Genomic DNA, 25,227 nt, shown 5'->3' with positions numbered 1-25,227 from the left:
AAAATCATCCGCACGAAGCGAATGAATCTGTAGCGGGGAGCAGAATCGAACTGCCGACCTCAGGGTTATGAATCCTGTGCTCTAACCATCTGAGCTACCCCGCCATTAAGGGCTGCAAATGTAAAAATTTTTACTTTATACGCAAATATTATTTTACCTTTTGCAATAATTCTAAACTAAATGCTTGAGGTTTATTGTTAAACAGAATTTTAGTTTGGGCCCAAGTTGTTTTAAAAAGTTCTGAAAAACGGTATTTATTCAAATGCGCTTCGCTTTCCCAATAGCTCAACGTATACAATACATTTTTTTCGTTGGCATCCTGCATCAGTTGCAAACCATTACATCCCTCAAAAGCAGCTATTTGTAATTTACTGGCTTCAAAAACAGCATAAAAATCGTCCAGCTTAGCAGGTTCAAAACTCAATCGTACTATACGTGTAATCATATTTATTTATCAGAAAATTCAATAATAATATTATGGCCTATTTTTATACCTAATAGCTGGCTGGCCTGGCCTCTGTTCATGGCTATTTCCAGGTAATCGTTATGGTTAAACAAAGCCAAGTCCTCTCCTCCTTTTGCCTGACTGTAATCGCTTACAATTTTATCAATATACTCTTTACCATGGTAGTATATTTTAAACTTCCTGCCTTTACGCACATGTTCAAAAACGGGTTTGCTTACGTTTACAAAAGCATTGTTAAAACCATCAATAAACACCACCTTAGCCCTTATCATATTATTGCTTATTTCTATGGCTTGTGAATGGCTGTTGTTGCGTATGGCTCCTTTTTGTGCAATGGCTTCCAGTGGTTTTTTACTGCTTATATGTGCAGCTATTTGTACAAACAACCCATTTTCAATAAACGAACCTGCCTGCAATACCAGCTCCTCTTTAACTACCCAAACCGAAGCCGGCATTTCATCAAACATTAAATTAACAATGCCATTATCAGCCGCTAAAAAATAATGCCCGTTGTGTTCTACCACTATTATTTGTTGGTATAAATGGAAGTTAACATCCACACAAATAAAATGAATGGTGCCTGCAGGAAAGTTTTGATAGGTATTTTTTAAAACAAAAGCAGCCTGTAATATATCAAAAGTATGAATATTATGGCTGATGTCTATAATCTGCACCTCACTGATGGATTTATATAAACTTCCCTTAATAGAAGCCGCATAATGGCTGGCATTCCCATAATCTGATAAAAGGGTTATATAATTCACTTGTGTGGCTTAAGTATTTTAATAAATTCGTACAAAAATATAATTAAGCAGCATTAAATTTGAACAACAGAGAAATACTTATTGAAAATTTAGATCCTACCGAACTTTTAGGCAACAATAATAGAAACTTAAAAATACTTCAGGCACATTTTCCCAAATTAAAAATCGTAAGTCGTGGCAACCAGTTAATTTTAAGTGGCGATGATTTAGGCATAGACCTTTTTGAAGAAAAATTAAATCAATTAGAGCAGATTCTTATAAAGAAAGGCAGCATTAGCGATGCGCAATTCAAAGCCCTTTTATCAGGCGATATAAACAGCGAAATAAAACAAAGCAGAACCAGCGATAGTGAAGCCCTTGCCACCGATGTTATTTTACATGGCAACAACGGAAAAGTAATCAGGGCAAAAACACCCAATCAAAAAGCCATGCTCGATTTGATTGATAAAAACGATATTTTGTTTGCCATTGGCCCTGCCGGAACAGGAAAAACCTATACCGCAGTAGCATTAGCCGTAAAAGCCCTTAAAAACAAAGAAATTAAACGCATTATACTGGCACGCCCTGCGGTAGAGGCAGGCGAAAGCTTAGGCTTTTTACCAGGCGATTTAAAAGAGAAAATAGACCCTTATTTGCGACCACTTTACGATGCACTGGACGATATGATTCCGGCAGAAAAGCTAAAACAACATATTGAAAGCCGCGTAATTGAAATAGCACCAATGGCTTTTATGCGTGGCCGTACATTGGACAATGCTTATGTAATTTTAGATGAAGCACAAAACGCTACCGACCTGCAATTAAAAATGTTTTTAACCCGCATGGGACCTCATGCTAAGTTTATTATTACTGGCGATTTATCGCAAATAGATTTACCTAAAAAACAACAATCGGGTTTACTAAAGGCGGTAAAAATATTAGAGAAAGTAGAAGGTATTCATATACAATATTTAACCTACGAAGATGTAGTAAGGCATAAACTGGTAAAAGATATTATTAAAGCTTACGATAAAGCGGACTAGTTTTTTATGGTTGATTAAAGTAATGATTTCCATTTTGGCATGATTTTAACTAATGAGACGATGATGAAACAAATTACCCTATTAAGCCTCCTTTTATTTTTATTTACCCTGACAACAATTGCCCAACGTAATCCCAATACCAATGCGGGCAAAATAAGTAAATTACCAACTGGGAATACAAGTACCAGAGATTCTCTTAATAATTTTAAAGCTGACTCGCTACAAAACAGCGGTAACAATACCAACAACTTTGATGGCAAAACTTTGCAGTTGGGAGCAGCATTATGCTTTTCAATACCAACCACCAGCATTGATAAAACATTGAATACCGGTTATGGCTTTGCCTTTAAGTTAGGCTATAATGCTTTGTGTAAAGTGGAAAGTCCGCTTAATTTATATGCAGGCCTAGGCTTTGATTATTTATACTTTGGTGGCGATAAATCTTATTTATCGAACAATGCTAATTTAGCTATTAACAGCAACTCTTATGGTTGGTATCCCTATGTTGATTTAGAATTGGGCAGAGACTGGCCTGTTAAAATTTTTGGAACAGCTTATTGGGGCGGACGTTTTTTTTATACCCGCCAAAACATTAATTATACTGACGGAACGGGCCAAAGTAGAACCGATACTAAAAATATAGAAGGCGATGCAACACGCATTTATGGTATAGGTGGTGGTGTTAAAATGCAACTGGTAAAAAATGTTTTGTTTGAGTTACGCTACCACAGAAACTATGGAAACATAATAAAAGTAATAGATCCGCAAAGTATTAAATTCAATAGTGGTACCGGTACATTAGAATCGTACCAGAACTATAATACAGATAGCGATTTAAATATATTTTACTTTGGTATAACGTTAGCTTTTTAAACTATTTCAATACCGTAAAATTACCTTTTAAAGTATTACTCTCTTCATTCCAGCCTGTGTAGTTAATAATGTAAACATATACATCATTCGCTATAAGTCCACTTGAAGTACTCAGGTTAAATCCTTTGTTTTTATCGTTGGTTTCAAAAATAAGCTGACCCCATCTGTTGAATATTTTCAAATTATAGTCACGTACAAAAGCGTGTTGCGGAATCCAGATATCGTTTAAATTATCGCCATTAGGAGTGTACGCATTAGGTGCAAAAACATAAGGTGCCTGTATCAGTTCAATCGTATTTGATTCGCTAAACGCATTGCCTTCGTTAGGGTTTTGGGAAGCTACCGTTTTGTAATAATATAAACCCACCTGGTAATCAAAAACCTTGTCAAGATAAGCCAGACCTTTATTGTTGTTAGGTAAAATATTATTGAATGTGGTATTGTATACATTGGCTTTTTGCAGCTCGTATTTCTGCGCACCCAAAGGCCAGTAATTATAATTTTGCCATTGTAAATTATGGGCTAGTTTTTCAGATGATCCGGTTAATAATATACTACAAGCCGTATCGTTGTTTACACTCTCTACACCACACTCGTTAGTATTGGTTACTTTATAACAGTATGAATGGTCATCTACCTTTACATCAGTATCGGTATAAGTAGTATCGTTAATACTGATAACGGATGTTAAATTATTAAACAACTTACCATTCCTGTCCTGCATTTTATAAATAACATAGTTCTGAAACCTAATGGCTTCGTTTGGCGATTTATTCCATACCAGTTTTATCTCTTTATCGTCAACCACGGTAACAGTGTACCATTTCAATTTATCAGGCGTTACACCGCTTTCATTACGTACACATACTTTGGTCGAACTATCCATTATTTCGCCACAAATATTATAAGCAATGGTTTGATAGCAGTAATTTTTATTGGCATTATCCACCGCAGCTTCATCTATATAAAAAGTATCGGCCAATAAATTGTTATACATATTCACTTTACCCATAAACACATTCCTGTTGTACTTAATTAAGGCAAATTCTTTATAGTATTTATTGGTGGTGGGTAGTGGCAATGCCAAACGTAACCTGTCATTGTTTAACCTTAATGGGCAAACCAACTCTGGCATTTGAATGGGAGGCATTCCTATAACCTGTATTTGAATATGTTTTGTTTTTTCGCGTGGTTGTGGGCATTGGTTGTCGCGTATTTTTACATACAGGTTCCATGTTTTTAAGGCACTGTTGCAATCTGTTTTCACCAATATATTTACTTTACCTGAGCCCAAACCGTCTTCAGTAGTAATGGTAGCCAAGTTATTACTTAACAAATCGCCACTTACTGTTATATACGATGAATCTTTACTTTCCGTATCCTTTAACACAAATGAAGTACCAATAGAATCTGTTTTAATAACAGTCAGCAAAGTATCACCCACCTCGGTAAAACCGGGCAGTAAAATAGTATCACCTTCATACACGCTGCCTATTACCCTGCTTGAGTCGCCTACAGTGCCACAATTATTTACGGATACTAAATAGTATTTGGTTTGAATAATTTTATGGTTCAGCGCATTGTTATCTATGCGTTTATTCACTTGCCAGTTAGCAACAGTATCAATGAGTGAATAAGGTCCGTTGTTTACACTTTTATAAATTTGTAAGTAACCAAATCGTTTCGGTTTGCTGGTGGCACTATCCCAGGTTAGTCTTACCGTATTATCGTTTATAGAACTTAAACATGCAGGAAATGGTGTTACCGATTTAGGCGACTTAACCAATATTTTTATTTTGCCTGTACCTGTTTTCGAAACCGGGCAAGCATCGTCTGTCAAATCCAAATCAACTATAAAAGTATCGGTACTTATGTTTTTACACAAGGTAGCCCACTTAAGTCGCATTTGCGTTAAGCCTTTACTCCTGCTCACTATTTCAAACAAAGCCGGATTTGTACCGGGCGCTAAAATAGCACCGGTAGCCGTTACCAAAATAGAATCGTTGTCTTTGTCAATGGCATTAATTAATAAATTAAGCGTATCACCGGCATCTATTTCTATCAAAGTATCACGTACTTCAGGTTTATAAATAGAAGCATCTAAATTAAATTTAAACACACCTATATTACAACCGGCAGCATTGAATTTAGCATTACGTCCGGGATTTACATTACTCCATGCATCACCTGTTGTTGGGAAATCGCTATTACCCCAACAGCCCGCACACACAGTTTGGTATATAATAAAGTTCTTATCAAAATGACTCGTTCCTCCATCTACATGTTCTGAGCTTTGAGAGCCTCCGTAAAAAGAAGCATAGGTTAAATCCTTCAAGCCCGCTCCCAATATCATTAAATAAAAATCGCTGCCATCGGTTGTTTTCTGAAAAGCGTTTGGCGTAACAGGTAACCCTGCAGTATTGCTTAAATCGGTATTGTTAAATAAATTGACGGTTCCACCCCATCCACTAAAATATAATTTATTACATTTATCAATTACAAAAGCAGTGGGCGATAAGCTGGGGAAAGCAGCAGGTTTACCAAATATAGTCGATAGCTTTTCGGTGGTTAAACCCCTGTCAAACGATTTAATAAAATGCTTGGCTCCCGGCACACTGTATATGCCCGGTGTTACAGGTATATTGCCTGCGGTTTGGCCAATTGCAAATACATCGCCATCGGTATTTTGCTGAATTAAATAAGTTTGGTCGTATACATTGGTTCCAATATAGACGGTACGCGGACTGCTTGAGCCTGATGTATTTGTTTTTAAAATATAACCATCCACACCACCTTTGTAAGTAAATGGTGCGGCAGTTCCCGGTAAATTAGCTGAAGTTGTTCCACCGGTTACATATAAATTATTCGATAAAGGATCTGTAATAAGGGCATAACAAGCATCATCGCCTGAGCCTCCTACATAAGTAGCAAAATTTAACCTGCTTAAACTATCGTTAAACTTAGCCAATACACCGTCTGTTACTCCACCACCAAAACCCGGCTGAAAAGCATTTGGAACGGGAAATAAATTTGATTCGGTAACACTAGCTATGTAGACACTACCAAATTGATCAGCTATAATTTCACCTCTATACCAATCGGCATAATTGTAACACAATATGCCATTATTGATTGGGTAACCAATTTGTTCAAAACCGGTAATACCATCTTTTCCGGCACCTCCTAAAAAACTCGATGCCATTAAAACCATTCCATCCTGACTTAACTTGCTTACAAATATATCGCAGGCTCCATTAAAAGTTTTATCGTAAGCCACGGTAGAAACAGGGAAATTACTGGAGTAAGTTGAACCCATAATATATAAATCGCCAATGGTATTGGTGGTCATGGAATGGGGTTGTTCATTATTGGTTCCACCCAAATAGGTAGCCCAAAGCATATCGGTTCCATCCGGACTAAACTTGGCTATGATACAATCACGCCCATATTCATTACCTGCACTATTACCACCCTGAAAACTGGCTTGAAAACGCCCCACTGTTCTGGGAAAATTAGCCCCATAAACGGTTCCGCCTGCATACGCATTTCCTAACCTGTCAAAGGTAGAGCAAAAGCCAAAATTATCAGCAGGAGAGCCTACGTAAGTACCAAAAATCCAGGTAGGGTCTATAATCAGTTCCCTGCCTTTTTCATACTCCCCCAACTTATAGGTAATTACATTTTTATTTAATTCGTAAGCCGAATATATTTTCAATATGGTTTTATCCAACCGCTGAAACGACTCAGGTTTCTTTTCTATAATATCGCCTAATGAGGTGCTTACGTTAATGTCTTCATCAATCAACTTTAACTCATCAGCACCTTCGTATCTTAGTTTAATATCATTAGGGTTGGCATTGGGACTTACTATAAAAGTAGTTTTAACCTGCATGCCATAACTGTTTATCTCCAAGTCAATCCCTTCAAAAACATTCTTCAATATAACCTGATTGTAAGCTCTTACTCCGCTGCGCCATTTTGATTGCTCCCCTTTGTAAAAGTTATAGCGTTCTTTATTCGGGAAATTGGCTTCGTGGGTTACCAAGGTAGGATTGTTACCATCAAAAAATATTTTATAAACTTGCGCATTACCGGATTTTATACCCTTGCCATGTTGGTGGTCGTGTACGGCTAATTTATCAACCAAATAATAGGTAATACAGTTGTTTGAAATAAATAAATGTCCTCCAGGAATATCAGCTTTATAAAGCACTTCCGATTCCCACTGACCTTTGTTTTCAATAAACTTAATGCCTGTTGGCATTTGAAAAGCGAATAAACTATTTACTTTAAAAAAAATAATAAACAACCAAGCCCATTGGAATGGGTATTTTGTTTTTTTAATGTTGTTTATGAGTAAGTAAATATTGTTTATCAAATCAGTTTGGTTTTAAACCAACTGCAATTTAATAAACTATTAAGCAATATTTACCGATAAAGGGTATTTTAAGGTTTTTTTTACAAAGGCACCGTTCCTTTAAGGCCTTTTAAAAACAACGATTTCGTTGTTTTCTATTTCAATTTTCCAGTCATTGCTTTGTTTTAATGAATCAAGTTTATGGAAATAATTTTGCGGATACAAAGGGTAAGTAGCCGTTTGATTGCCTTTTAACAATACAATTTTTGCGGCATTGTGTACTATGGGAAAATGATACAGCAAAGCTCTTTTGTATAAATGTGGTGCCAGTTGTGCCGATACTGATAAAGGTATGTCATTGTCTATTTTATCAATTACCTCATATACTTTATTCAACTCAACCTGACTTTGGTAGTGTACTGGTTCAAATAAATTCTCCCCTGCTATGTACGTATGTTTTACGCTAAACATTTTACTGTAAGTGGCTGTAAAGCTGCTAATAATAAGTGCTACCGTAATAAGCCCCTGCCATTTGGTTTGCCTGAATAAAATCAAAACATCAATAACAGCCAGTGTTAACAGCGGAGCAAACTCTATGGAATAATGTTGGTTTACGCCCCAGAACGAAACCACTTTGCTTAGCATTTTTTGCGCCAGTAATGGTAAAATCATCAATAAATAATAGGGCCTGATTACAAAAGCCAAAGCACCACTTGCCAGCAGTGTAACATAAAATGTGGTTTTATAAATAGTATCAGGGTCGTTGGGTGCATTGCTTACAAAAAACTGTTGGAGTACGTATAACGGATTATTTATAGCAGTATAAATAATGGCTCCAATACTATTTCCTAAATGCGAATACCTGCTTAACTGCTCAAAATTTCCAGTAGGACTTAAATATGGCATGAACAGAAATGAACAGAAACAAAACCAAGCTATGGCTATGAAGCCAAAACCCAAAGCCACTTTATTTTGCTTAAAGCTGTATTGTTTATGCTTAACTATTAAACCCAATAAAATACCAATCAGCCAAATAGATTCGTTCTCTTTACTCAATAAAATAGCCACAAAGCAAAGTGCAAAGGGTATCCATTTTTTATGGGCATAACTCATAAACAACCAAGGCACAAAGGCAATAGCCATTACGGTATCGTGAAAATCAAAGGCAACGGCTGTATACAAACTCCAGATGCAGTAAAACTGAACAACAATCAAAGCGCTTATTACATTTGAAAGTTGTTTTGTTTGCGCATATTTATAAATACCTATTGCACAAAACACAATGGCTATGTTTTGAAATAACAGTAAGGTATAAGAACCGAAAACATAATAAAATGGGCTGAGCAGCGGCACCCAAATACCTACATGCAAACCCAAATAATGCGTTGGGTCGGGTCTTAGCAGTAATGTAGCATAATGATTTTTAAAGTGGGCAAACTCATATAATGCCTGATTGGCTATACCTAAATCGTGCGCATAGGTTCTGAAAAAATAATGGTTAACAAAGGAAACTAAACAAAAAGCAATAAAGAAAAAGGCATGCACCGCGTAAATCCATTTAAGCTGCTTCATACCTTAAATTTAAAAGTTTAATTCCAAGCCATCGTAAGCCAATTGTATATGTTTAGGCAATTCACTGTTTACCTCATCATGTAAACCTAACTGGTGACTGATATGGGTTAAATAAGCTTGCTTTGGTTTTAGTTCATTTATTAAATCAACGGCTTCCTGTAAAGTAAAATGCGAAATATGTGGTTCCCGCCTCAAGGCATTTAATACCAAAACATCCGCTCCTTTTATTTTTTCCTTTACCTCATCGTCTATTCTGTTGGCATCGGTTATGTATACAAAGTTATCAAACTTAAAGCCCAAAACAGGTAGCTTATGGTGCCACACACGCAAAGGAATAATTTTCTTGCCAAACAGTTCAAGTGGTGTCTCACTCAGCGGGTGCATAGTCATTTCAGGTACTCCCGGATATTTAGGCTCTTCAAAAGCATAATGAAACTCCTGGCGAATGGCTGCATCAACGATGGGTTCACAGTAAATATCAATAGGCTTTTTCATGGCAAAATTAAAGCCACGTATATCATCCAAACCGGCTAAATGGTCGCGGTGCGCATGAGTAAATAAAATAGCATGGCAACTATCTATTTTTACGGTAAGCATTTGTTGCCTGAAATCAGGACCGGTATCAACCACTATATTCTTATCGTGGTACTGAACAAGTATAGATGAACGTAAGCGTTTATCGGCTTGGTTGGTTGAAGTACATACCCGGCAATGGCAAGCAATAATGGGAACACCTTGCGAAGTACCTGAGCCAAGAAATGTTACCTTCATTGTTTTATTGTTTTAATTTATATCACACTTAATGAGTAGCCTGCACCTAATAATATTAGTATAATACCACCTACTATAATTCGGTACCAGCCAAATACTTTAAATCCGTTTTTAGTTAAAAAAGTAATAAACGCTTTAATAGCTACTAAAGCTACTATAAAAGCCACTACATTTCCTATGCCCAATAACATCAATCGTTCAGAAGTAAAAAACTCCAGGCCTTTATCCTGGTATAAGTCCAGCGATTTTTTAGCTGTAGCACCAAACATGGTTGGTACTGCTAAAAAGAAAGAAAACTCAGCCGCAGCTTTGCGTGTGAGCTTTTGGGTTAAACCACCTATTATGGTTGATGCACTGCGCGATACACCGGGTATCATGGAAATACATTGAAAACAACCAATGATAAAAGCATTTTTATAAGTTACTTCCTCTACCCCTTCGCTATCGTTGGCAGCAAACCATTTATCTACAAACAATAAAATAATACCGCCCACTAATAAAGTAACGGCAACGGTAGCGGGACTTTCCAAGAGCTCATCTATTTTATCGCTAAACAAAATACCTAAAACAGCTGCGGGAATAAAGGCTACTATCAACTTAAAGTAAAAATCAAACGATTTGAAAAAACGTTTGAAATACAAAACCACTACAGCCAGTATAGCGCCCAGTTGAATGTTTACCGTAAAAAATTTAATAAAATCATCGGGTTCAATACCCAAAATAGCGGTAGTTATTATCATGTGCCCGGTTGACGACACGGGCAAATATTCCGTTAATCCTTCAACTATAGCAATAATAACTGCTTCAATAATGCTCATAATGCTTACAAATAAAGTAACGATTAATAAAAGAATTAATCGTTATTTTTTTTCATGATGGCAAATATCTCTATCACAAAACCCAACAAAATAATAATAGGCGCTGCGGTTAATTTAGTAGTACTAAAAATATCGTCTTTACCACTCATTACAAAAAAACCAATAATAATAACTACAACACCCAATGCCATCAGCATGTAATTTTGTTTTCCGAAAATAAAATCGCCTTGTACAGTATTGTTAGTTTTGTCAGCCGTTTTGCTGGTGTTTACTTTTTTATCGCTCATAATTTTTTATTTTTCTATTTAATAAAGATCTTCAATTTTTGTTTTTAAATACTTATTGGTGCTTACCCAACTACTCAACATACTTACCAATATGCCTACAAGTATAAGTGCTATAAACAATATTGCAAAACTTTCTGTATTGTACAATATTTCAATAGAGGGTAAATAATTAGGCAATACCCAAAGTATTAAATTTAACAGCACCAAAGCCAGTAAAGCCCCATACAAACCATTGAAAAAACTGCGTACTACAAAAGGTTTTATAATAAACCAATGGGTAGCTCCCACCAGTTGCATACTTTTAATAGAAAACCTGCGGGCATATAAATGTAGGCGGATGGTATTGTTAATTAAAACCAAGGCTATAATAATAAATATAGTTGCCAACCCAATTAAGATGAAACTGACAGCACCTAAGTTGCTTCCTACATTGTCAAATAAAATCTCGTTGTATTTTACCTCACTTACAGCGGGCATTTGCAGCAATACATTTTTCAATTCCTGTATTTTAGTACTGTTTACACTCTCCGCATTTAAACTTACTTCAATGGCCGGTGGTAATGGGTTATAACCCGCAAAACCAACTATGTCCTGCCCCATTTCTTTCGATAAATCGGCTGCGGCTGCATCTTTGCTAATAAACTTTACTTCCCTTACATCAGGCATATTTTTAATAGCCTGTATATTTTTATCAATAGTGCTTTGCTCCGCATTGTCAGTTAAATAAATGCTTACCACCACATTTTCTTTAATAACCCTGTTTAACTGGGTTGATTGAATGTAAATAAGACCAAACAAGCCTAACATTAACAATACCATAGCAATACTAACTATGGATGATAAATAAGATATGCGTCTTCTTCTATTAACTTTTTGTAACTGAGTAGCCAATTTGATGTAAAATTTTATAGGACGAAAATAATTGATAAATAGTAGTCATCAAGTAAATTCAATCCACAGTTTTGTTTTAGGTGTTGTTAATTATATTTTCGCACCTCAAAAAATAGTACAAAAACAGACTATTTTACACAGACAAAAACGAAAATGAAAGAATATAATTTTACGGACATTGAAAAAAACTGGCAGCAATACTGGGCCGATAACAACATATACAAAGTAACGGAAGACAGTAGCAAACCTAAATACTATGTGCTTGATATGTTTCCGTACCCAAGTGGAGCCGGTTTACACGTAGGGCATCCGCTGGGTTATATTGCAAGCGATATTTTTTCGCGTTACAAACGTTTAAAAGGATTTAATGTATTGCACCCGATGGGTTACGACAGCTTTGGTTTACCTGCTGAGCAATATGCTATACAAACAGGGCAACACCCGGCTATTACCACCGAAGAAAACATAAACCGTTACCGCGAGCAATTAGGTAAGCTGGGTTTTAGTTACGATTGGGACAGGGAAGTACGCACCTCCAATCCTGATTATTATAAATGGACACAATGGATATTTATTCAGTTATTCAACTCGTGGTATAACCCAAAAACGGATAAAGCCGAACCTATTGAAACCCTGATAGCTATTTTTGAAAAAGAGGGTTTTAATAGCATAGATAGTGGTATACTAACAGGTGGTATTGAATTAGACTTTGGTAATTTTACAAGCAGTGAGTGGAAAGCTTACAGCCACGAAACACAACAGAAAATATTACTAGGTTTCAGGATTGCTTTTTTAAGCGAAACCTATGTAAACTGGTGCCCTGCTTTGGGCACTGTTTTAAGCAACGATGAAATAAAAGATGGCGTAAGCGAGCGTGGCGGACATCCCGTAGAACGTAAGCTGATGAACCAATGGAGCATGCGTATTACCGCTTATGCTGAGCGTTTATTGCAAGGATTAGACTCATTAGATTGGAGCGATAGCTTAAAGGAAGCTCAACGCAACTGGATAGGTAAATCGCAGGGAGCCAGCTTAACTTTTAAAGTACAGGACAGCAATTTAAGCATTGAAGTTTTTACTACCCGCCCTGATACTATTTTTGGTATTAGTTATTTAGCTATTGCTCCCGAGCACGAAATGTTATCAGAGCTGGTAGCGGCAGATAACGAAAGCGATGTAATGGATTACGTAGAAATGGCTACCAACCGTAGCGAACGTGACAGGCAGGCTGATGTAAAAAATATAACAGGTGAGTTTACGGGTGCTTATGCTATACACCCGTTTACAGGTCAGGAAATTCCTATCTGGGTGGCTGATTATGTATTGGCTGGTTACGGAACAGGTGCAGTAATGGCCGTTCCCGCGCACGATACCCGCGATTTTGCCTTTGCCAAACATTTTAATTTACCCATCACACAGGTCATCAAACCCGTAGAGACGTTGCATGCAACGTCTTTACAAGAAGCCTACGACACCAAAGAAGGAACCTTATACAATTCGCAATTCTTAAATGGTTTATCCGTAAAAGAAGCCATTAAAAAAGCCATACACGAAATAGAATCGCGTGGTTTGGGTAAAAGCAAAACCAATTACCGCCTGCGCGATGCCATATTTGGCCGCCAACGTTATTGGGGCGAGCCTATTCCCGTATATTACAAAAACAATATTCCGTACGTATTGAGTTACGATGAATTGCCTTTAGAGCTTCCTAAAATAGATAAGTTTTTACCAACCGAAACAGGCGAGCCACCATTGGGTAGAGCCACCGATTGGAAATACAAAGGCGAGTACGAATACGAATTGTCGACCATGCCGGGTTGGGCAGGCAGCAGTTGGTATTTTTTACGTTATATGGATAATAAAAATACGAACGAGTTTGCCAGCAAAAAAGCCATTGATTACTGGCAACAGGTTGATTTGTATTTAGGTGGTAGCGAACACGCCACAGGCCATTTATTATACGTACGTTTCTGGACCAAATTTTTATTTGATTTAGGTTTGATTCCTTGCGATGAACCGGCTAAAAAGTTGATTAACCAAGGGATGATAACTGGTGTTTCAAATTTTGTATATATAAATAGAGAATACAAAATTGTTGTTTCATCAGATTTGAAACAAGCTTCATTTGAGGTTACAAGAGATGGTTACCAAAATGCTCCATTAAATGCAAAAATCAATTTTGATTTCATGAGTTCAGAATATAAAAATATTGATTGGGGAACAATATCATTTGAATACGTTAAATCAGAATCAAGCAAGAATAAATTAGAAGGTTCTGATTCCATATTAAATATTGATAGTTTTAAAAGGTTTCATCAAGGAGAGTTTGATGATTTCACTTACATTACAAATAAAAATTCAAAAATATTGTGTGAAAGTATAATTGAAAAAATGTCTAAGTCAAAATTCAACGTAGTAACACCTGATGATATTGTAGCTGATTATGGCGCTGATACTTTGCGTTTGTACGAAATGTTTTTAGGCCCGTTGGAGCAAAGTAAACCATGGAATACCAATGGTATAGAAGGCGTACACCGTTTCCTCAAAAAACTATGGCGTTTGTTTTACCAGGATGGCAACAACATCGTAACGCAGGAAGAACCGAGCAAAGCAGAATTGAAAGCCTTGCACAAAACCATTAAAAAAGTAGCCGAAGATGTAGAGAATTTCTCTTTCAATACTTCTGTTTCTACCTTTATGATCGCGGTAAACGAGCTAAGCGATTTGAAATGTTCAAAGCAAGCTATCTTACAGGATCTATTAATTTGTATATCGCCATATGCACCCCATATAGCCGAAGAGTTATGGCAACATGCTTTGGGTAATACCGGTAGTATAGTTAATGCCACATTCCCAGTATTCCATGCAGAATATTTGGTAGAAGACAGCTTCAGCTATCCTATTTCTATCAATGGCAAACATCGCGATAATATGGAGTTTAGTTTACAAGCCACCGCAGCCGAAGTAGAAGCAGCAGTACTGGCCAACGAAACCATACAAAAACGCTTAGAAGGCAAAACACCAAAAAAAGTAATTTTCGTAAAAGGCAAAATTGTCAATATAGTAGTATAAGTCAGTTCGAGCGGAGTCGAGAACAACTATAAAAGTGCATTTCGGCTACGCTCAATGCACATAAAACAAAACAGGCTGTCTTCGGGCAGCCTGTTTTGTTTTATAATCATATAATCTCAAATCAACACATCATACAAATAGAAGGCGAGCATTGGCCAGACGAAAAGGCGGGCCGTGCATCAAGCCTTGCGGGGAGAAGCATTTTTTCGTCTAGCGTTTTTGGATACTTTTTTGGCAATGCAAAAAGTATCGAAGTAAAAAATTAAGAAACTGTACCGTGTCAGAGACACCGCTTTGCATATATAATCCGTAGAGCGCTTCGCTAACTCAACGGATAGTTGCAGTAGTTCGAGCGGAGTCGATAACAACTATAAAAATGCATTTCGACTCCGCTCAATGCCCTAAGCAAAGAGATTGCAGGCGCGAACGCCTGCAATGGCATAAATACTTTACTATTTTTTACTTTATAAATCAGCCATTGGATTAAGAACAGGTAACTTATAAGTATATTTTATTAAGTAATTAACAAATACATTAGTAGGCCTTGTTTCGTACTGACTTACATGAATGGATGAAGGATTTGACCTGCTTGTAGGCTCACCCGTAAAAGCATTATCATTAACGGTAGCAGTGCCCATGCCTGCATTACCTTGAACAGGCGCACCAGTTGGTTGGCTGTACTTATGCTCATGAATTTGCAATGCATCTTTTTGCGTTGAGCCAACTCCATTTGCAGTGCCTCCATAAGCGGAGGTGCGTCCCTCCACACTTGCCTCGTCTGTACCAATACCTCTAAGAAACTGCCCTCTTAAATCAGGAAGGTTAAATGTAAAATCAGCTCCGGAGCCGTTAATACCATAAAGACTACCTAAAGCTGCATACAACTCAGGGTACTCGGTGGCTCTTAGTGCCGAACCATCGCACAACATCCAACCCTGAGTTTCGGGTTGAAGAGTAAATGGAGCATTAATGTTTTGAAATTTTTCTACATTTCCGACATAGGTAATAACCGACCCTACAGGGAGCGTTACATTCATTAAAGAGATTTTTGAATTATTCATATATTTTATTTTGGGGTAATTTTTTATTATTTGGTATTTGTATTGATGTTGGTATAATCATTTCTAAAGCATCAATTGGTTTAGTTGTATTCGGTTTATAAATTCTTTTTTTTAAGTTCATTCATCATTAAATCCGGACACATTTCGACTCCGCTCAATGTCCCGAACGTAACGCTACAACATTTATGGTAATTGATAAATAAACTCTTCGATCTCCGCTTCCCTTGCATTGGCAAACCCATAATCAGTGCCAATCCTCACAAAACCACATTTCTCCAATACCTTTTGCGAGCCCACATTATCAAACGCTACATGCCCATGAATAGGCCTTGTTAGCTCTATGGTTAAAAACTGCGCAAGCCCTTCACTGGCTATCCCCTGCCCCCAATAAGGTTTATCTATCCAATACGTAATTTCAGCATCGCCATGCATCATAAACTTACTCACCACGCCTACTATATTATCCTGATACAATATGGTGCGTATGCTGATAGTCGGGTCAGCTATGAGCCTGGTCCATTTCTCTATATAAGCCTCTTTATCGGTATGGTTTTTCGGCATAAAAGCCGCCATATAACCGGCCTCTTCATCCAATTGGTATTGAAAAAAAATAGGCAAATCAGTTAGCTCAGTTGTGCGGAGGGTGATGTGTGGGTGCATGGGGTTTTGTTATTTTAGGGATTAGCAAGTAACAAAATAATTTTGTAATAAAATCCTATTGAATACACATTATTCTTTATTGCTTTACGCTATACCAATTGTCTTTTATTTGAACGAATTTAGTATCGGCTATATTTTTCGGACTAGCAAACTGAACTAAATCTGGCGGTGTTTCTACAAATAAAGTTTTTATAAAAACATTTAAATCGCTATCAACACTCAAATAATTAATATCGTATTTAAGAAAAGCTATAGCTAAGTTATAATAGGCTGCTTTATCAAAACTCAATACACAGCTATCTTTTTGAGGAACTTCTTTCACTGCTAATAATTCTTTTGTTTGACTCGAAATAGTCATACTTACAAGTCCGCAAGGTTGTTGTGTTGCTGCATAATCGCGAATAAAAACAATGGGATTACCCTCATCAAATCCCCTTACAGAAAAGGACTTGTTTTTAAATACATCATAATTATCCGTTCCATATTTTCTAATAAAGTCTTCATTAGGTGTAGCCTCTTTGTTAGAGGAGCAATTTTGAAAAAGACTCAGCAATAAAAAACAGGTAATTATTAGCCCATAAACTTTAAGAGCAGTAATACCCAATTGCTTTATTTTCTGTTTAATTCTTTTTTCCATTTTAAAATTGCTATTAATGCTGCTGGTCATACGGAATATAATTTTCCCAACGCCAAGGCGTAAAAACATCGCCAATGGCATAAGCCAACAGTTCTTTAAAAATGCTTTCCCCATTGTCGTTATTCGTCATAATAACAATGGCAATTTTCTGGTCAGGATAACAAATAGAATAATGCCCCCAGCCTTCATCGTGTCCTTCTTTAAAAAAGGCACGGCCATAAGGAGTCATAAAAACGCCTACACCCAGGCCATAACTTAATTGTATAGTATCGTTGTCTGTACTATCTACTTTGGCTAATGGCCCAAACTGGCTTACAGACCTAATGCGTACCTGTGGGCTGGTCATGGCTTTAAAGCTTGTTTTGGAAAGTCCTTGGCTACCAATTAAAGCCGTATAAAATTTAGTAAAATCAGCCAAAGTGGTACTCATAGAACCACCTGCACTCGCTTCCTTCCATTTCATTAATTCGTAAGGCTCGCCTTTGGCATTGTGTCCGTAACATATATTGGTATCAAAACGGGTTTGCCATACCTGGCTCGTATTGGCCATGTCCAAAGGTTTAAAAACTCTTTTCTGCGAAATGGTTTCATAGTCTTTTCCTGTTATTTGCTCCAGTACAAATTGCAGCAAATACAATCCTTCACCGGAGTAACTATAACGCGTACCGGGCTCAAACTTAAACCGCAGTTTTTTATCGGGTTCAAACCAACGCCAATTAGGAAAACCCGTGGTATGCGTTAAACACATACGGCCTGTTATTTTTTCGTAACGCTTATCGTCTTTTAAATCGTGGTAACCCTTGCGCCAACCATTTATTTTATAATCAGGCAGAGGTTGAGTTAAGTAAGTAACAAGTGGCTTGTCCAAATCAATTACTTTTTCCTGCACATACTGCATCACTATATAAGCAAATACCGCTTTGGCAAAGGAGGCACCATACATAACCGATGTTTGTTGTAAGGGAATATGCTTTTGCACATCAGCCATGCCATAGGTTTTGCTCAATACAGGTTTGTTATTGTTAAACACCGCAACAGCCACCCCTGAAACATTGGCTACCTTCATCAGGTATTCAATTTTGGCATTTAAACTATCAACTGTTATTTTACTGCCATCTATTCTTTTAATTGTTTGCCCCAAAGTAGCAGTTATCCATAAAATGGAAAGGGTAAGCAATAAGATATAATGTTTCATATACTATTATTTATGTGCCAGTTTTAATGGTACAAGCTAGCGTTATTACCACCATATATGCAAAATGCGCAAAACAATAATAGTAAGTGCAGCCAGTCCACCTAAAATATAACCTGCCTTACTGGATATAAGCGCCAAGCCCCTTAATAAAAAGAGTGAACCCATCATGATAAAAACAATATTCCAGCGTTTGTCAAGTATAGCCTGCGATTCGTTATAAGCAGCAAGTCCATAAATAACATGGTTATTTTTTATCAATGTATAAATAGGAATGTCTTTCGATTTATTGTTTAAATCATCTACCCTGCTATTGCGAATATGAATAAGCAACGTATCATTTTGCGTAATATTAGCTATATCCTGCCCCTTAGCAGCCATAACTCCCGGAGTTCTAATAATAAAACTACACCCATAGTTGAGGGCACTTATGCTATACTCATCATTACTTCTGCGTCTGTGTATATTGCGTACAGGCGATTTTACAACAATAGTTTTAGTCGTTAATTCATCCCCACTTATATCACTTTTATTCGCACTAAAAAGGGCTGCAAAAAAAAATATACTACCTATGGCTATTTTGTACCAGTTTGTTTTATCAGCCTTTGTTGTCATAGCTTTTCCATTATTATTTTTCGCCATTGCAGGCGTCCTCGCCTGCAAATTATTTATTCCTTAGGCAGCCCTTCCAAAGCCTCTTTAGCATATTTATTTTCCCTGTCAAGAGTCAATATTTCATTATAAATTCTACGTGCTTTATCATAATAGCCTTGTTTGGTTAACTCCACCGCTTCCAGTTCCTGCTTATATATTTTCAGTGCTTTTAAATTACCACCTGCAAATTCATTATCAGCATCCCTGTCCAATATTTTCTGGTACATAATCATGGCTTCATCTACCTTATCGTCCTTATGCAATTGAAATGCCCGGTACGAGTACCACGATGTAGAGAAGGGGTTCCAGAAAACAGAAGAAGTGAAAAACACCAGCAACACCAAACCAATAGCAACCTGTTTAACAGCAGCAAACCTTGACAGATAAGCCACGGCCATACCCCATAACAACCCGGCTATATGGGCTGCATTGCCAATGCTTATCATTTTAAAACGCGTTAACAAAACACCAATAGCCAACCACGATAAAAACAAATTGATGGTTCGTGTATCAAGGAATTGCTTATAGGTTTCGCTCGTTCTGCTTTTTATAAATATATAGCCAAAGAAAGCATACACGATACCCGAAAGACCTATGCCTGTAGAATTACCAAAACTAAGCTGGGCAACAGAACTAACCCATGCCGATGTAAAAATAAAAACAGCATAAAAAAAACGGCTGTTTTCAAACTCAATCTTTTTACCCAGCAACCAAAACCAATATATATTAAAAGCTATATGCCACCATTCCGTATGCAAAAAATTAGAAGTAAACAATCCCCAATAGCTACCATTAAAAATCTCGATAGAATCAGGCGCTCCCCACCTTTTGTAAGTGTCCCATGTAGCAGGCTGCCTGTCCAGGTTAAAGCCTATGCATAAACCAATACTAACCAAACAACAGGCAACGGTAAATACCGGAACAAATTTTTGAAATGTATTTTTTGTTATTTGAGGAGCGTCCGTTATTTCTTCCATTACCGAGTCTTGTAATACAATATAAAAGTAATTTTAATTTGAAAGCAATAACAAAATATGCCCGCTCAAGAGTACCGCTACCCCATTTTTAACTATTCGACCCCTTCAGGGTCGTATGCTGTTTGAATGATTTGTTATTATTAATATTTGATACCTACGGCATCAATTGTTTTGTGCTTACCTAAGCACAAGCGACTATAGTTATTTCAGATGAGAAAATAGTTTCTTACTCTTGCTTTAAAGAGTCTAAACAATTTTTCTATGTGTTTATAGCGTCTATATCAAGCTATGAAATGATTACATCAGAGCACTTCATAACTATATTTGAAGTCATGCCTTACAATATTTGATATGATTTACTAAACACCAATAGTAGGTGTGCGTTAGCCCGACAAAAAAGCGGGCAGTGCATCAAGCCTTGCGGGTGGAAGCATTTTTTTGTCTAGCTTTTTTGGATACTTTTTTAGCAATGAAAAAAGTATCGAAGTAAGAAAAGTAGAAACTGTTTTGTTTAGGGTAGCGGGTAGCAGTGAAATAAAAAATTAATCCATAATATAAAAAGAATTTCAAGCATTAAGCCAACTGCATGCATTTTTTCGTCTAGCGTTTTTGGATACTTTTTTGGCAATGCAAAAAGTATCGAAGTAAGAAAAGCAGAAACTGTTTTGTTTATGGTAGCAGTGAAATAATTGCAGGCGAGGACGCCTGAAATGGCGTAAGGAACAAGGCTATTTTATTTCCTTTACATCAATCAAAAAATTATCCGTATCAACTTTAAAATTTTCTTTACCACTATACTTTAACTCCACTATTTGCCAATGCTTGGCAGGAATAATATACTCAAACTTATCCTTACTCAACATAACCCTTAAAGGCATTTCAATATTTCCTACATTGGTTTTTAATCGGTACTTCAATTCCAAAATATCATCCTTCTGAATAAAGCTATATTCAAATACAGGCAATGCAGCGTGGCGTAAATACTGCTCAAAAAAAGGTGCATAATTAAAACGGGTGCGTTTGCTTATATAATTTTCAACTTGCGCACTCGTCAGTGTTTGGTGTTTAAACTCATCTGCTAATTCATACAACATATTGAACCACGTAGTATCATTATTCAGCATATTGCGCATGGTATGTAACATCCACGTGCCTTTGTAATATACATCATTATCCTTCCTGCCATGAAAATAAACATCCTTGGGCGCTATAATAGGTTTCAGGTTTTTGATGTGGTGCTTCTGGGTGTTTAAGTACTCTATGGCTTTAGCCAAACCCTGTCTAAACTCTACATAAACCGCTTCGGTATACGTAGTAAAGCTTTCATGAATCCACATATCCGCATGGTCTTTCATGCTTAAGCTATTGCCAAACCACTCATGCCCGCTTTCGTGTATAATAATAAAATCAAAACCAAAAGCATTGTTCCGGTAATCGTTGCCATAACTCACACAGCTCTGGTGTTCCATACCCCAATAAGGTGTTTCAACCAGTTTATAACCATCGTTCCAAAAAGGGTAAGGCGTAAAAAAACGCTCAAAGCAACCCAGCATATCCTTTACCTGTTTAAAATGTGCTTTAGCTTTTTGTTCATTGCCTTTTAATACATAATAGTTAAGTACCAAAATACCATTGGTCGGGCTTCGGTAATCATCCTGCAATTGCGCATAATCACCTATATTGATAGTAATATTATAATTGTTAATGGGGTAGCTTACTTTCCAGTCATATTGCGTATAATTATTGTCCACTACTTTGGTACCTAAAAACTTTCCATTACTCACCCCTACCAATCCACTTGGTACTTGTAAGTGCATCAGCATCGTTTCTGCTTCATCGCTCAAATGATCTTTACAAGGCAACCAGCAATAAGCGCCTATACCCTCGCAAGCCAAACCTACCCAAGGTTTATTACTGCTGTCTTTGGTAAATACAAAACCCCCATCCCAGGGAGCATTTTTAGCCACCGGTGGATTACCCTTAAAAGAAACCACTATGGTATGCTTGCTTCCTTTTTTTATCGTTTCCTTAAACTGAACAATGTATGCATTGTTATCATGGGTAAATAATAATGGGGCATCGTTATACAGTATTTTCTCTATCTGCATTGGTTGCATTAAGTCAAGCTGCAGCTTTTTAAAATTACTCAATGCAGTAAAAGTAATGACATTCGTTCCGCTTATAAATTGTTGGTCAATATCAACCTTTACGGTAATATCATATACGTTTACATCAAAACAGCTACGCAGCTTGGTAAGCTTACCATGTACATACTCTTGCTTTGAAAAAGGTTGACTAAGTGCTTGCAGCGATAAGAGCAGGCTAAAAAATAGAAAATAAAAGATATGATATGGTTTTTTCATAAAAAATATTTTCAAATCTAAGCAGAAAAACCTTAAAATTGCGCGTTCACTGTTTAACTAATCATATTTAAAAATCAACTTAATTAACCGGTTAACCTGATTAACTAATTACTTATAAAATGAATAATTTACTAAAAGGAAAAAAGGGCATCATATTCGGTGCATTAAACGATAAATCAATAGCCTGGCAAGTAGCTTTAAAATGCCATGAGCAAGGTGCACAATTTGTGTTAACCAATGCACCCATTGCTATGCGTATGGGCGAAATAAACAACCTGGCCGCAGCTTGTAACAATGCACAAATTATTTCATGTGACGTAACTAAAAACGAAGACATGGAAAATTTGATTGATAAGTCGATGGAGATTTTAGGCGGTAAAATTGATTTTATATTACACTCCGTTGGTATGAGTATGAATATAAGAAAAGGCAAAGTTTATACCGAGTTGGATTATAAATTTATGCATGAAACATTAGACATTTCAGCCATGAGTTTTCACCGTTTATTGGCTACCTGCTATAAAAAGGATGCTATTAACGATTGGGGTTCAGTAGTAGCCTTAACCTATATTGCAGCACAACGTATTTTCCCTGATTACAGTGAAATGGCCGATGCTAAAACTTTATTAGAAGGTATTTCGCGTAGCTTTGGTTACCACTACGGTAAAAGCAAAAAAGTACGTATCAATACCATTTCGCAAAGCCCTACCAAAACTACTGCAGGCAGTGGCGTAAAAGGTTTTGGCGATTTCTTTGATTATGCAGAAGCATTAAGTCCATTAGGCAATGCCAATGCTGAGCAGTGTGCAGACTATTGCGTATTAATGTTTAGCGATTTAAGCAGAATGGTTACCATGCAAAACCTTTTCCACGATGGTGGTTTTAGCTTTACAGGCTTTAGCCCCGATGTATTTAACGTGGGCAAAGACGTAGAATAGTAGTTAATATAATAACTAATAAAAAAGGCAGTTTAAAATTTAAGCTGCCTTTTTTGTTTATAATATCGCGGTTCTTGACTCCGCTCGAACTGACTTAAAAGAAAGGTCGGCTTTTGATAAAAATCCGAAATGAATAAGGATTTAGCCTCCACTGGCACCGCAACCTTCTAACGTCTCTAATACAAGTATTAAAAATCCCACGAGGGTAAAAAAGCCTGGTTTTGATATGTGGTTGAGCCGTTTTAAAAATAGTATTAATTTTTTCAAATATATACCGACCTTTCGCTAGCAAATGTACATTTATTTATAAGCAAAATAGCATCCATCAAATAGTTTTTAGAAATATTTTACACGGATTTTTTTATTGGAAAAATAACTTTATAAACAGAACTTTTTATATTGCAGTATGGAGTCAACAGATAAAATAATTGTATTGCCTGAACCTTGTAAAGCCAAATGGTCGGCTATGCATAAAGTAGCAGGTGGGCGCTTTTGCGATACATGCAGCAAAAAGGTACATGACTTCAGGGGCTGGGAAACAGCAGCCATTATCAATAAAATTGAAACTTCGGAAGAAGAAATTTGCGGAAAATTTAACCATACAACACTGTACCAAGAGCCTATAAAAATGCCTCGCTTTTTTACTACTTTTAAATGGACCGCTGTATTGGGTAGTTTAATCGTTTTCTTAATATCAACCTGCAAAACCAAGGGCGGATATCCGGGTGGAACTCCACACGTATGCGATGGTCGCCCTATTTACCTGTGTGACCATAAAGACATGAATAACTTTGATTATGCACACAAGCCCAATATACACGAGCCTCAATATAAAGGCAGAAACCCCTGCAAAGAAGGTCAGGATATTGATGATACTAATAAATAGTAAAACAAAAAAGGCACTTATTTTTCAATAAGTGCCTTTTTATTATCTCGTTTTATTCTAGTTTGGTAAACTAGCTTTAAAAGCCATGTATTGCGCATCAAAAGTTTGACCGGGTCTACTTCCATAACATTCCCAAACAGCCGTAATATCAGCTACCCTTGTATCAGGATTTGGATGTGTACTTAAAAAAGCCGGTGTGCTTCCACCTTGTCCGCTGGCAATTAGTTTTTCAAAAAAGTATTTAGCACCTCTCCCATCATAACTCGTTCCATTCAAATATTTAACCGAGAATTTATCCGCTTCGGTTTCATCATCTCTACCATATTTAAGCAATAATAAATTAGCCGCTAAAGTACTTAACTCACCCGCACTTCCTCCGGTTAGTACACTTATTAAAGCATTTAATCCGTATTGTTTTACCATTTGGTTAGCGCTATGGCGTTTATCAGCATGCGCTATTTCATGACCCATTACACCTGCCAATTGTGTTTCGTTATCTAGGTATTTAATTAAACCTGTATACACATAAATATATCCTCCCGGAGTACAAAAAGCGTTCAACACGTCATCCTTTTTTATAATGCGTACACGCCATGCAAATTCGTTTCTATAATATACCCCACCGCTATCTAAAATATTTTTAGTAATGCGGTTAATATGGCTATAAGCAACCGGATGCGAAGCCGAATCTAACAATGGATACTCTGTTGAATTTTTTTCAATTTCAGCAACCGTAGCCAAGCCCATTTGCTTGTCCTGATCTAAGCTGATTAATAAATTGGTTACACCACTTGGTGCATATTTTCCAGCACACTTATCTTCAGTAGGCCCCGAATCTTTGCTACACGATGATAAGGTAAAAGCCGCAGCAACAAGTGTTAATGCAATAACTTTGTTCATATTTTGAATTTATAAATTTTGTCAAAAATAGGCTAATTAACCCAATTCAGCACAATGTAAGTTTTA

Annotated in this window: 21 protein-coding genes and 1 tRNA gene; 5 read left to right on the top strand and 17 right to left on the bottom strand. The window is 36.8% G+C overall.

What is annotated here, in order from left to right; translation table 11 throughout:
- Positions 1-30: 30 nt before the first annotated feature.
- From V4538_12110 to V4538_12100, 3 genes are all read right to left on the bottom strand, one after another.
- A tRNA-Met gene (locus V4538_12110) sits at positions 31-104 on the bottom strand.
- A 44-nt stretch (positions 105-148) separates the two neighbouring features.
- Positions 149-445, bottom strand: a complete 297-nt coding sequence (locus V4538_12105) for an antibiotic biosynthesis monooxygenase family protein (GenBank protein MES2381780.1) — start codon at positions 443-445, stop codon at positions 149-151.
- Between the two features lie 2 nt (positions 446-447).
- Positions 448-1,230: an SAM-dependent chlorinase/fluorinase gene (locus V4538_12100; GenBank protein MES2381779.1), complete on the bottom strand. Its 783-nt coding sequence runs from the start codon at positions 1,228-1,230 to the stop codon at positions 448-450.
- A gap of 59 nt (positions 1,231-1,289) precedes the next feature.
- Between V4538_12100 and V4538_12095 the strand changes: the two genes are divergently transcribed.
- Together V4538_12095 and V4538_12090 are read left to right on the top strand one after the other, a co-directional pair.
- Positions 1,290-2,252 (top strand): PhoH family protein, encoded by a 963-nt coding sequence (locus V4538_12095; protein ID MES2381778.1) that lies wholly within the window; start codon positions 1,290-1,292, stop codon positions 2,250-2,252.
- Between the two features lie 60 nt (positions 2,253-2,312).
- A complete protein-coding gene (locus tag V4538_12090; GenBank protein MES2381777.1) occupies positions 2,313-3,125 on the top strand; it encodes a hypothetical protein in 813 nt (270 codons plus the stop codon).
- Position 3,126: 1 nt separating this feature from the next.
- Here V4538_12090 and V4538_12085 read toward each other — a convergent pair whose 3' ends face one another.
- The 6 genes from V4538_12085 to V4538_12060 form a co-directional block, all read right to left on the bottom strand.
- Positions 3,127-7,503 (bottom strand): gliding motility-associated C-terminal domain-containing protein, encoded by a 4,377-nt coding sequence (locus V4538_12085; protein MES2381776.1) that lies wholly within the window; start codon positions 7,501-7,503, stop codon positions 3,127-3,129.
- Between the two features lie 99 nt (positions 7,504-7,602).
- Positions 7,603-9,054 carry a DUF2079 domain-containing protein gene (locus tag V4538_12080; GenBank protein MES2381775.1) on the bottom strand — a complete coding sequence of 484 codons (1,452 nt, stop codon included), beginning with the start codon at positions 9,052-9,054 and terminating at the stop codon, positions 7,603-7,605.
- A gap of 9 nt (positions 9,055-9,063) precedes the next feature.
- Entirely contained in the window at positions 9,064-9,825 is a 762-nt protein-coding gene (locus V4538_12075) for an MBL fold metallo-hydrolase (protein ID MES2381774.1), read from the bottom strand.
- Between the two features lie 17 nt (positions 9,826-9,842).
- A complete protein-coding gene (locus V4538_12070; protein ID MES2381773.1) occupies positions 9,843-10,643 on the bottom strand; it encodes an undecaprenyl-diphosphate phosphatase in 801 nt (266 codons plus the stop codon).
- 35 nt (positions 10,644-10,678) lie between these two features.
- Positions 10,679-10,930: a DUF3098 domain-containing protein gene (locus tag V4538_12065; protein MES2381772.1), complete on the bottom strand. Its 252-nt coding sequence runs from the start codon at positions 10,928-10,930 to the stop codon at positions 10,679-10,681.
- Between the two features lie 18 nt (positions 10,931-10,948).
- Positions 10,949-11,821: a permease-like cell division protein FtsX gene (locus V4538_12060; GenBank protein ID MES2381771.1), complete on the bottom strand. Its 873-nt coding sequence runs from the start codon at positions 11,819-11,821 to the stop codon at positions 10,949-10,951.
- A 153-nt stretch (positions 11,822-11,974) separates the two neighbouring features.
- Between V4538_12060 and V4538_12055 the strand changes: the two genes are divergently transcribed.
- Positions 11,975-14,893, top strand: a complete 2,919-nt coding sequence (locus V4538_12055; protein ID MES2381770.1) for a class I tRNA ligase family protein — start codon at positions 11,975-11,977, stop codon at positions 14,891-14,893.
- A 464-nt stretch (positions 14,894-15,357) separates the two neighbouring features.
- On the opposite strand, the gene V4538_12050 is transcribed toward V4538_12055, so the two are convergent.
- The 7 genes from V4538_12050 to V4538_12020 all read right to left on the bottom strand — a co-directional run bounded on the left by V4538_12050 (position 15,358) and on the right by V4538_12020 (position 22,437).
- A complete protein-coding gene (locus V4538_12050; protein MES2381769.1) occupies positions 15,358-15,954 on the bottom strand; it encodes a phage tail protein in 597 nt (198 codons plus the stop codon).
- 183 nt (positions 15,955-16,137) lie between these two features.
- Positions 16,138-16,614: a GNAT family N-acetyltransferase gene (locus tag V4538_12045; protein MES2381768.1), complete on the bottom strand. Its 477-nt coding sequence runs from the start codon at positions 16,612-16,614 to the stop codon at positions 16,138-16,140.
- A gap of 76 nt (positions 16,615-16,690) precedes the next feature.
- Complete coding sequence (locus V4538_12040; GenBank protein MES2381767.1) at positions 16,691-17,251, bottom strand: hypothetical protein; 561 nt, start codon at positions 17,249-17,251, stop codon at positions 16,691-16,693.
- A gap of 13 nt (positions 17,252-17,264) precedes the next feature.
- Positions 17,265-18,446 (bottom strand): serine hydrolase domain-containing protein, encoded by a 1,182-nt coding sequence (locus tag V4538_12035; protein ID MES2381766.1) that lies wholly within the window; start codon positions 18,444-18,446, stop codon positions 17,265-17,267.
- A gap of 45 nt (positions 18,447-18,491) precedes the next feature.
- The gene (locus tag V4538_12030; GenBank protein MES2381765.1) at positions 18,492-19,058 is read right to left on the bottom strand and encodes a hypothetical protein; all 567 of its coding nucleotides are present in this window, start codon (positions 19,056-19,058) and stop codon (positions 18,492-18,494) included.
- A 53-nt stretch (positions 19,059-19,111) separates the two neighbouring features.
- Positions 19,112-20,074 carry a rhomboid family intramembrane serine protease gene (locus V4538_12025; protein MES2381764.1) on the bottom strand — a complete coding sequence of 321 codons (963 nt, stop codon included), beginning with the start codon at positions 20,072-20,074 and terminating at the stop codon, positions 19,112-19,114.
- Positions 20,075-20,802: 728 nt separating this feature from the next.
- Complete coding sequence (locus V4538_12020; protein ID MES2381763.1) at positions 20,803-22,437, bottom strand: M1 family metallopeptidase; 1,635 nt, start codon at positions 22,435-22,437, stop codon at positions 20,803-20,805.
- Between the two features lie 119 nt (positions 22,438-22,556).
- On the opposite strand from V4538_12020, the gene V4538_12015 reads away from it, so the two are divergent.
- Together V4538_12015 and V4538_12010 are read left to right on the top strand one after the other, a co-directional pair.
- Positions 22,557-23,375 (top strand): SDR family oxidoreductase, encoded by an 819-nt coding sequence (locus V4538_12015; GenBank protein ID MES2381762.1) that lies wholly within the window; start codon positions 22,557-22,559, stop codon positions 23,373-23,375.
- Positions 23,376-23,781: 406 nt separating this feature from the next.
- Positions 23,782-24,261 (top strand): hypothetical protein, encoded by a 480-nt coding sequence (locus V4538_12010; GenBank protein ID MES2381761.1) that lies wholly within the window; start codon positions 23,782-23,784, stop codon positions 24,259-24,261.
- A 57-nt stretch (positions 24,262-24,318) separates the two neighbouring features.
- On the opposite strand, the gene V4538_12005 is transcribed toward V4538_12010, so the two are convergent.
- On the bottom strand, positions 24,319-25,161 hold the full coding sequence (locus V4538_12005) for a M48 family metalloprotease (GenBank protein ID MES2381760.1): 843 nt from the start codon (positions 25,159-25,161) through the stop codon (positions 24,319-24,321).
- Positions 25,162-25,227: the final 66 nt, after the last annotated feature.

This window comes from Bacteroidota bacterium (assembly GCA_040388375.1).
GTDB lineage: Bacteria > Bacteroidota > Bacteroidia > UKL13-3 > UKL13-3 > JAAFJM01.
Note: the sequence above shows the minus strand (reverse complement) of the source record. Positions and strands in the feature narration are given on the sequence as shown.